A 9,198-nucleotide genomic window follows, 5' to 3' on the forward strand; every position below is an offset into this window, starting at 1 on the left:
GTGCGGAGGTGGAGGCGGGCGGGCGGCGAGTGGAGGCGGCGATGAGTGATCTGACGGACCGACTGGCGCAGGGCCTCCCGGCGGAGGCCGTCGTGGTGGACCCGGACGTGACCGCCGCGTACCGCCACGACATGGCGGGCTTCTGCGCGGCCGGGCAGCCCGCGGTGGTGGTGTTCCCGGAGACGGTCGAGCAGGTGCAGCACGTGCTGCGCACCGCGACCGAGTTGCGCGTGCCGGTGGTGCCGCAGGGGGCCCGGACCGGGCTGTCGGGTGCGGCGAACGCGGTGGACGGCTGCGTCGTGCTGTCGCTGGTGAAGCTGAACCGGATCCTGGAGATCGACCCGGTGAACCGGATCGCGGTGGTCGAGCCCGGTGTGGTGAACGCCGAACTCTCCCGTGCTGTCGAGGAGTTGGGGCTCTCGTATCCGCCGGACCCGTCCAGCTGGGAGTCCTGCACGATCGGCGGCAACATCGGTACCGGGGCGGGCGGGCTCTGCTGCGTGAAGTACGGCGTCACCAGCGAGTACGTGCTCGGGCTGGACGTGGTGCTGGCGGACGGGCGGCTGCTGTCCACCGGGCGCCGGACGGCGAAGGGCGTGGCCGGGTACGACCTGACCAGGCTGTTCGTCGGCTCGGAGGGGACGCTCGGTGTGGTGGTCCGGGCGGTTCTGTCGCTGCGGCCGGCGCCCGCTCCGCAGTTGGCCCTGGCGGCGGAGTTCCCGAGTGCGGACGCGGCCGGGGCGGCGGTCTGCGAGGTGATGGCGCGCGGGCTGACCCCGTCGCTGATGGAGCTGATGGACGCGGTCTCGGTGCGGGCCGTCAACGAGTTGGGTCGGATGGGCCTGCCGGAGTCCACCCGGGCGCTGCTGCTGGTGGCCTTCGACGGGCCGGACCGGGTGGCCGAGCTGGCGCGGGTCGCGGAGCTGTGCCGGGAGTCCGGGGCGACGGAGGTGGTGCCGGCCGAGGACCAGGCGGAGTCCGATCTGCTGCTGGCCGCCCGGCGGATGGCGTTGCCCGCGCTGGACCGGCTGGGCACCACGATGATCGACGACGTGGCCGTGCCGCGTTCCCGGCTGGCGGAGATGCTGAACGGTGTCGCGGCGATCGCCGAGCGGCACGGGCTGACCATCGGGGTGGTCAGTCATGCGGGGGACGGCAACACCCACCCGATCGTCATCTTCGACGCCTCGGACGAGGAGCAGACGGCCCGTGCCCAGCGCTCCTTCGACGAGATCATGGCGCTCGGGCTGGAGCTGGGCGGCACGATCACCGGGGAGCACGGGGTGGGGCTGCTGAAACGGGACTGGCTGGCCCGTGAGCTGGGCCCGGTGGCGCTGGACCTGCAGCGGCAGCTGAAGGCGGTCTTCGATCCGCTGGGAATTCTGAATCCCGGCAAGATGATCTGATTTCCACTGAGTCATCTCGTCGGATCAGACGGGGCCTTCACTCCTGCCGCCCCGGTGTGACATTCCGATGGTCCGTGAATGGTCGGAAAGTCGACATGGAAGGGTGATCGAACTTTTCGGGGGCGCGTTCACGGGTTCGCATGCGCCGGGGTGGTGCGGCCAGCGGACCGTGTGACGCCGTTTGCGCCGCTCGCCGAGCTGCCCCGATCCTCGGCCGTCCGGGTGAATTCCCAGCTCGGACGGGGTGCATCGACGCAGGGTCCGGTTTCGCGGCCGCCATGCGTCGCTCGGCTGGATATCACGCTAACGGGGGAAAATCGCTGTGGGAGCTAGTGCTTTGTCGATTTGTTGCGGAAGGCTGTGTTCCGGCGTCGCAGCCCGCAGGTGTTCGTCCGGTCGACGAACCTTGCGCACCTTGATCGACCATTGCCCGGTGAACAGCTCCTTGGAGGCATTCATGGCTCGCATCCGTACCCGTCGAACAGCCGGACTACTGTTCGCCGGCCCGCTCGCGGCCGGTCTGCTGCTGGCCGGTGCCGGTGGTGCCGCCGCCGCCGACGGCGCGGGTGCCGAGGGCGGCTCCAACGCCGGAGCGGTCTCCAACACCGGTACCGGCAACGTGTTCGGCGGGGTCGACGGCAACTACGTCTCCACCCAGCAGACCGCCACCGGTTCCGGCGGCTCGAACCAGGACAACACCGTCGCGGTGAAGGACAACGCGGGGAACGTCCAGGCCGGTCAGGGCAACAAGGACGTCAACGTCGTCGTCGCCCCGACCTTCAACTGACCGCCGTGATGCGGCACCGGGCACCACGGAAGGCGGGGGCGCCGGACGTGGGTGGCCGCGGCTGAGCTGAGCAGCCGCGGACGGGCCCGGACCGGGTCGGAACGGTCGGATCGGTTGGAACGGTCGTAACGGAAACCGAGGTACCACCGCAGTACAGCAGAGGGAACAGCGCATTCGACCGGCCGCGGAAAGGGTCACCGCGAAACCGGCCTCGTGGGCGGTGCCGATGGCGGCACCGCCCACGAGTGTGTCCGGTGCCGGTACCGGTGCCGGTGCCGGCGCGTCCGGCGCCCGTCCCGGAACCGCCCGCCGACCGGCCCGGATCCGTCCACCGAGGGCCCGCGCCCGGAGCCGTGGGTGCACGGCGGTACGGTTGCGCTCCGACAGCGCACCACGTGCCCGGGCCCGAAGGGCCGGCCCGGCCGGGGCGGCGACCGCGGCAATCGGAAGGAAGGGCGCGCGATGGCGGCGGAGGAGGAGGGCCTGACGGGCCCGGGCGAGGCCAGGCCTGCACCGGAGCCCGCGGCCACGCGCCCGGAGCCGTCTGCCGAGCCGGTCCACGAGCACCGGCCCGGGCCCAGGTCCGTCCCCGAGCTGCTGCTCGGCCGTCCGCCGATGGCTCGCCCGCTGCCCTCCTTCGACCATGCGGCCGCCCCCACCGAGCCCGGCCCGCTGTTCGTGGACTGGCTCGCCACCGCGCTGCACGCCGGGGTGCTGGACCCGCAGGCCTTCACCCTCTCGACCGTCGACGCCGACGGCATGCCGGACGCCCGGGTGCTGGTGCTGCGCGACGTCGACGCGGCCGGCACCGGCTGGAACTTCTCCGCGGCCGCCGACAGCCCCAAGGGCCGTCAGCTCGCCGGTCACCCGGCCGCCGCGCTGACCGTCTACTGGCCGCAGCTGGGCCGCCAGGTCCGGGTGCGCGGCACCGTCGAGCGGGCCGCCGACCTGGTCGCCGCCGCCGAGTTCGCCACCCGCTCGCCCGCCGCCCGGGTCGGCGCGCTGGTCGGGCGGCAGAGCGAGCCGCTGGGCTCGGTCGACGAGTACGACGAGGCGGAGGCGGTCGCCCGTCGCCGGCTGGAGACGTACCCGGACGCGGTCGCGGCGGGGCACGCGGTCTACACCCTGTGGGCGCACGAGGTGGAGTTCTGGCAGGGCGACGCCCAGCGCCGGCACATCCGGCTGCGCTACACCCGTACCGGCCCGGTCAGTTCCCCGGAGTGGTCGCGCACCCTGCTCTGGCCGTAGGGCGTCCCCGGGGCGCGCCTCCCCGGAGGAGCACCCGGGGCTGACGTCCTCCGGGGAGGCGCGGCTACCGCCGCCCGGTCAGCGTGGCGCCCACGCTGGCCGCGACCACACAGCCGATCCCGGCCAGCTGCGGCACGCCCAGCAACTGGCCCAGCACCACCAGCCCGACCAGCGCGCTGACCGCCGGCTCCAGGCTGACCAGCACGCTGAACACCCGCTGCGGCATCCGTCGCAGCGCGGTCATCTCCAGCGCGTACGGGATCACCGGCAGCAGCAGCGACACCCCGGCCACCGCGGCGAGCAGCCCCAGTGGCGAGGCGCCGGGCGCGGTCAGCCCGTCCCAGGCCTGGCCGAGCCCGAAGGGTGCCAGCGCCAGCGCGCCGACCGTCATCGACACCGCCAGGCCCTGGAAGCCCTGGAAGGTCGCTCCCACCTTGTCGGTGAACATGATGTACAGGGCGTAGCAGGCGGCCGCTCCGAAGGCGTAGAGCAGGCCGACCGGGTCGAGCGACCCGCCGCCGTCCCCCTCGCCGAGCAGGGTCAGCAGCACCACGCCCGCGGCGGCGAGCAGCGCCCAGAGCAGGTGGCTGGCGCGCCGGGCGAAGACCAGGGCGACCGCGAGCGGGCCGAGGAACTCGATGGTGGCGGCGGTGCCCATCGGCAGCCGGTCGATCGCCCCGGCGAACAGGAAGGTCATTCCGGCCGAGGCCACGCCGAGCAGCGCGGCCGCGACGAGGTCGCGCGGGCGCTTGTCGCGGAGCCGGGGCCGGGTGACGGCGAGCAGGATGACGGCGGCGAAGCCGAGCCGCAGGAAGGTCGTGCCGCTGACGCCGAGCGGGCCGAACAGCGGCTTGGACAGGGCGATGCCGGTCTGCACCAGGAACATCGCGGTCAGACAGAGAAGCGGCGCCGGGATCCTCTCCGGGCGCCGCAGGACCTTGCCGAGCCGGCCGGTGGACCGGCCGGGGTCGATCCCGGGTGGCGCCGCGGGGCCGGAGGCCCCACCTCGTCGCCAGCTTCCCCGCTCGCCGGCAGGCTCGCCCTTGGGGGCGGGCGGCATGGCCAGGGCCTCGGCGACGGCGGCGGCCGACGACGAGGCGGCAGGGGTTTCGCTGGTATGGGAGGTGGGCATATTTGTGAGTTTGCCGTAAGGAGTGATGAACGGGCAAGCTCGTTACAAAAATCGGGACGGATGCGGACGGGTGCGTCCGAAAGGGTGGACTCGCGCGGGCGCTGCGGCGTGGTTGCGGCAAGCCCCCGACGGACCGTCAGTATCAAGGCGGGGTGCGCCTTCTCCGCCCCGCCGCCCTCCTCGCCGCCGCCCTCGTGCTCCTGCTGGCCACCGACGGGACGGGCGTGAACGCCGAAGCCACCGTCCCGGCCGCCGTCGCCGCCCCCCGCATCCGGGCCGTCACGCTGCCCGACCGGTCCGGCCCGCCCCGGGTCCGCGACACCTGGAGCGGCCCCGCCTTCGACGCCTGCACCGCACCGTCGCTCGACACCCTGACGACCTGGCGCGACGCCTCCCCGTACGGGGCGGTCGGCATCTACACCAGCGGCTCCCAGCGCGGCTGCGACCAGCCCCGGCTCACCGCCGAGTGGGTGCGCCAGGCGCGGGCGCTGGGCTGGCGGTTCCTGCCGGTGCACGTCGGACTGCAGGCGCCGTGCGCCGAACCGGGCCGCAAGCCCAAGCGGATCGACCCGGCGAAGGCCGCCGAGCAGGGCCGGGAGGAGGCGGAGGAGGCCGCCCGGGCCCTGCGCGCGCTCGGACTCGCCAAGGGCAGCCCGGTCTACCTGGACATCGAGGCCTACCCGATGCGCGACCCGGCCTGCGGCCAGGCCGTGGTCGACTTCACCCTCGGCTGGACCGCGGCCCTGCACGACGCCGACTACCGCTCCGGCTTCTACTCCAGCCTCGACTCCGGCATCGCGGACCTCGCCGCCGCCGCCCGCGCCGGCAGCTCCCCGATGCCCGACGCGCTCTGGTACGCCCGCTGGGACGACCGGGCCGACACCGACGGCTCCGGCGGCCTCGCCCCCGACCTCTGGAGCTTGCACCAGCGCGTCCACCAGTACCACGGGAACGTCGAGGAGACCTTCGGCGGCGCCACCCTCACCGTCGACCGCAACCACGTGGACGGCCCGACCGCCCACTGAGCCCCGCCGGTAGGGTGGCCCCCGATCGAGCACGGGGGAACGGCATGGCGAACGGGCAGGGGTACGGCGGCAGCACCGGCGGGTACGGCGCGCCGCCACCGCAGAACCCGTACGGACAGCCGCCGTACGGACAGCACCACTACGCGCAGAACCCGTACGAGCAGAACCCGTACGCGCAGCCGGTGCCACCGCCGCAGTCCTACCCGCCCCGGCAGCCGCAGGCCGTCCCGGCGCAACAGGCCCACCCGGTCCACCCGGCCCAGCCCGCCCCCCAACAGCCGTACGCCGCCGACCGGTTCGGCACCCCGCCGGAGCCCGGAGCCGGCCGCCCCGGCGGCTTCCCCGGCCCCGCGCCGCGCCGCAACCGCCTGGCCGTGCTGGTCCAGTTCGTCCTCCAGTGGGTCTACGCGCCGCTCTGGGTCCTCGGCCTGGTGCTGCTCTTCGTCGTCCTGCTCCTCGCGGACTACAGCGGGGGAGGCCCCGACTCCGACGGCTGGCTGAAGGTCAACCGCAGCTTCGTCCCGCCCCGCCGGCTGCGGGCCGAGCTCTCCGGCAGGCCGGAGCACTGGGAGCGCTACGTCGCCCCGATCCTGGCCCGCCGGATCGCCGCCGCCGAGGCGGCGCACGCGGCCGGCGACGGCGAGGTGCGGGCCGACCTCGGCCGGGTGATGCGGGTCGGACTCCCGCTGCGGTTCTACCGCGGTCTCGGCGCGGCCGGCGTGGTCCGGCTCGCGGAGCGGCACGGCTGGCACGGCGTGGCGTCCGGGACGGACACCGGGCACGTCCGCCTCGCCCGCCACTTCCCCGCCCCGGCCGCCCTGAACGCCCCCTCCCCGCAGGACCCGCCCGCCGCCCCCGGCACCCCGTGGGGCCCGCAGCCGGTCCGCTTCGCGCCGCTGCTGCCGTTCGTCCTCCTGCTCCAGGTCCTCTACGTCCCGGTGTACGGCCTGCTCACCTGCTGGGTGAGCCGCCCCGAGCCCGACCACTGGGACCGCTGGGGCGCCCGCTGGACCGTCGGCCCGCGCGCCTTCCGCGCCGAGTTCACCAACAGCCCCGCCGCCTGGGACCGCCACATCCGCCGCATCCTCGAACGCGACGCCACCCGCATCCGCGCCGCCGCCGCCCGCACCCCCGGCACCACGCCCGGCACCACCCCCGCGCACCGCATCCAGCTCAAGCGCGCCACCTACCGCGGCGCCGGCGCCCACCAGGCCCTGCGCATCGCCGCCGAGCAGGGCTGGACCCTCGACCCCGCCTACCTCCCCGACCCCGCCAACTCCCTCCGCCTCACCCGCCCCGACCTCCCCTGACCTCCCCGCCGCCGCACCGAGCCGTTCATCGCCGTCTGTTCGACGATTCGCCGGATCACCGCCCGCGCCCCGGATAGGTTCGTCCGGACGGCGCGGAACCGGAAGAACCGGGGGGATCGGGTGTCGAACAGGATCTGGGAGGTTTTCGGCGGCGGGCCGGTGGCCAAGGCCGGCACGCCGGTACCGGCCCCGTCCCCGGGACCGGCGCCGACAGCGCCCGGCGACGAACGCGGGGGCCGCAGGAGCGTGCTCACGACCGTCGGTGGACAGCCGAAGAAGTGACGGGGCATCGGAAGTCGCATCGACGGAGCGGAGCGCTCGTGGCCCTGGTGCTGACGGCGGCGTTGGCCGGCGGCGGGCAGGTGTGGATCTTCACCGATCGGCATCGCGCCGCGGTCGGGGCCGAGCTGCCGGAGGGGGTGCGGCAGCGGGCGGAGGGCGGAACCGGGACGAATCCGTGATCCGTGCAACGGGGCCGGGATACTGACAGCGGGGGGTGGGGGCGGCACAATCGGGCACGTCGGCGCGCATTACCGCCCGGTAGGTGCCGCAGGCGCAGCCCCCAGTGCCGCCAGGTCGAGGAGGACCCGTGTTCAGCACGATGCAGGACGTACCGCTCACCGTCGCCCGAATCCTGGAGCACGGGTCGACGATCCACGGCCGCTCGACCGTGACCACCTGGGACGGCACGGGGCCGGTCGTCCGGACCTATGCCGAGGTCGGCGCGCGGGCCGCGCAGCTCGCGTGCGCGCTGCGCGACGAGCTGGGGGTGACCGCGGACGACCGGGTGGCCACCTTGATGTGGAACAACACCGAGCACCTGGAGGCGTACCTCGCCGTCCCCGCGATGGGGTCCGTGCTGCACACGCTGAACCTGCGGCTGCCCTCCCAACAGCTGTCGTTCATCGTCAACCACGCCGCCGACCGCGTGATCATCGTCAACGGCTCCGTCCTGCCGCTGCTCGCCGCCGTCCTCCCGGACCTCGCGCCGACCCTCAGGCACATCGTGGTGAGCGGCCCCGGCGACCGCTCGGTGCTGGCCGGCTTCGCGGGCGCGGTGCACGACTACGAGGAGCTGATCGCCGGCCGGCCCACCGAGTACCCGTGGCAGCACGACATCGACGAGCGGCGGGCCGCCGTGCTCTGCTACACCTCCGGCACCACCGGGGACCCGAAGGGCGTGCTCTACAGCCACCGCTCGGTCTACCTGCACTGCCTCCAGGTGAACACCGGCGACAACTTCGCCTTCACCCCGCGCGACACCGCGCTGCCGGTGGTGCCGATGTTCCACGTCCAGGCCTGGGGCATCCCGCACGCGGCCTTCATGTCCGGCGCCAACCTGCTCATGCCGGATCGTTTCCTCCAGCCCAAGCCGATGGCCGAGATGATCGCCGCCGTCCGCCCGACCGTCAGCGCCGCCGTCCCCACCATCTGGGCCGGCCTGCTGGACGAACTCGACGCGGGCGACTACGACACCTCCAGCCTGCGCATGGTGGTCATCGGCGGCAGCGCCTGTCCGCCGTCGCTGATGAAGGCCTACGAGGAGCGCCACGGCATCCGGGTGCTGCACGCCTGGGGCATGACCGAGACCTCCCCGCTCGGCTCCTTCGCCCAGCCGCCGGGCGGCCTCACCCCCGAGCAGGAGTGGCCGTACCGGGTCACCCAGGGCGTCTTCCCGGCCTCCGTCGAGGCCCGGCTGATCGGCCCGGGCGGCGAGCGGATGCCGCATGACGGCGTCTCGGCGGGCGAGTTGGAGGTGCGCGGCCCGTGGATCGCCGGGGCGTACTACGGCGGCGCCGGCCAGGACCCGGTCCGCCCGGACGACAAGTTCTCCGAGGACGGCTGGCTGCGCACCGGCGACGTCGGCACGATCACCGCGGACGGCTACCTGACCCTCACCGACCGGGCCAAGGACGTCATCAAGTCCGGCGGCGAGTGGATCTCCTCGGTCGAGCTGGAGAACGCCCTGATGGCCCACCCCGACGTGGCCGAGGCCGCCGTGGTCGCCGTCCCGGACGAGAAGTGGGGCGAGCGCCCGCTGGCGACCGTGGTGCTGCGCCCGGGCGCGGCCGTCGGCCTGAAGGAGCTGCGGGCCTTCCTGGGCGAGCGGATCGCCTCCTGGCAGCTGCCGGAGCGCTGGGCGATCGTGGAGTCGGTGCCGAAGACCTCGGTCGGCAAGTTCGACAAGAAGGTGATCCGGGCCGGCTACGCGGCGCAGGAGCTGGACGTCACGGTGCTCGGCAAGGAGTGACCGGCCGAAAGGGCCGGCCGCCCCCGTACGGAACGGGGG

At 74.1% G+C, this 9,198-nt stretch carries 9 protein-coding genes; 7 read left to right on the forward strand and 2 right to left on the reverse strand.

The window, feature by feature from the left end; all coding sequences use genetic code 11:
• Positions 1–41: 41 nt before the first annotated feature.
• Positions 42–1,406, forward strand: coding sequence for an FAD-binding oxidoreductase (locus ACFVHV_RS13655; protein ID WP_380351255.1), 1,365 nt, complete (start codon positions 42–44; stop codon positions 1,404–1,406).
• Between the two features lie 303 nt (positions 1,407–1,709).
• On the opposite strand, the gene ACFVHV_RS13660 is transcribed toward ACFVHV_RS13655, so the two are convergent.
• Positions 1,710–1,865, reverse strand: a complete 156-nt coding sequence (locus ACFVHV_RS13660) for a hypothetical protein (protein ID WP_359897795.1) — start codon at positions 1,863–1,865, stop codon at positions 1,710–1,712.
• Here ACFVHV_RS13660 and ACFVHV_RS13665 point away from each other — a divergent pair.
• Together ACFVHV_RS13665 and ACFVHV_RS13670 are read left to right on the forward strand one after the other, a co-directional pair.
• A complete protein-coding gene (locus ACFVHV_RS13665; protein ID WP_359897797.1) occupies positions 1,864–2,193 on the forward strand; it encodes a hypothetical protein in 330 nt (109 codons plus the stop codon). The genes ACFVHV_RS13660 and ACFVHV_RS13665 overlap by 2 nt on opposite strands.
• A gap of 462 nt (positions 2,194–2,655) precedes the next feature.
• Complete coding sequence (locus ACFVHV_RS13670; protein WP_380351257.1) at positions 2,656–3,441, forward strand: pyridoxal 5'-phosphate synthase; 786 nt, start codon at positions 2,656–2,658, stop codon at positions 3,439–3,441.
• Positions 3,442–3,505: 64 nt separating this feature from the next.
• Here the strand turns inward: ACFVHV_RS13670 and ACFVHV_RS13675 are convergent, their stop codons facing one another.
• Positions 3,506–4,573, reverse strand: coding sequence for a DMT family transporter (locus tag ACFVHV_RS13675; RefSeq protein WP_380351259.1), 1,068 nt, complete (start codon positions 4,571–4,573; stop codon positions 3,506–3,508).
• A 152-nt stretch (positions 4,574–4,725) separates the two neighbouring features.
• Between ACFVHV_RS13675 and ACFVHV_RS13680 the strand changes: the two genes are divergently transcribed.
• The 4 genes from ACFVHV_RS13680 to ACFVHV_RS13695 all read left to right on the forward strand — a co-directional run bounded on the left by ACFVHV_RS13680 (position 4,726) and on the right by ACFVHV_RS13695 (position 9,159).
• Positions 4,726–5,598, forward strand: a complete 873-nt coding sequence (locus ACFVHV_RS13680; RefSeq protein WP_380351261.1) for a DUF1906 domain-containing protein — start codon at positions 4,726–4,728, stop codon at positions 5,596–5,598.
• A 44-nt stretch (positions 5,599–5,642) separates the two neighbouring features.
• Positions 5,643–6,908, forward strand: coding sequence for a hypothetical protein (locus ACFVHV_RS13685; protein ID WP_380351262.1), 1,266 nt, complete (start codon positions 5,643–5,645; stop codon positions 6,906–6,908).
• Between the two features lie 320 nt (positions 6,909–7,228).
• A complete protein-coding gene (locus ACFVHV_RS13690; RefSeq protein WP_359897803.1) occupies positions 7,229–7,369 on the forward strand; it encodes a hypothetical protein in 141 nt (46 codons plus the stop codon).
• Between the two features lie 128 nt (positions 7,370–7,497).
• Positions 7,498–9,159 (forward strand): long-chain fatty acid--CoA ligase, encoded by a 1,662-nt coding sequence (locus ACFVHV_RS13695; protein WP_359897804.1) that lies wholly within the window; start codon positions 7,498–7,500, stop codon positions 9,157–9,159.
• The last annotated feature ends 39 nt before the right edge of the window (positions 9,160–9,198 follow it).

Source organism: Kitasatospora sp. NPDC127116 (assembly GCF_042677365.1).
In the GTDB taxonomy this organism is placed as follows: Bacteria; Actinomycetota; Actinomycetes; order Streptomycetales; family Streptomycetaceae; genus Kitasatospora; species Kitasatospora lactacystinica.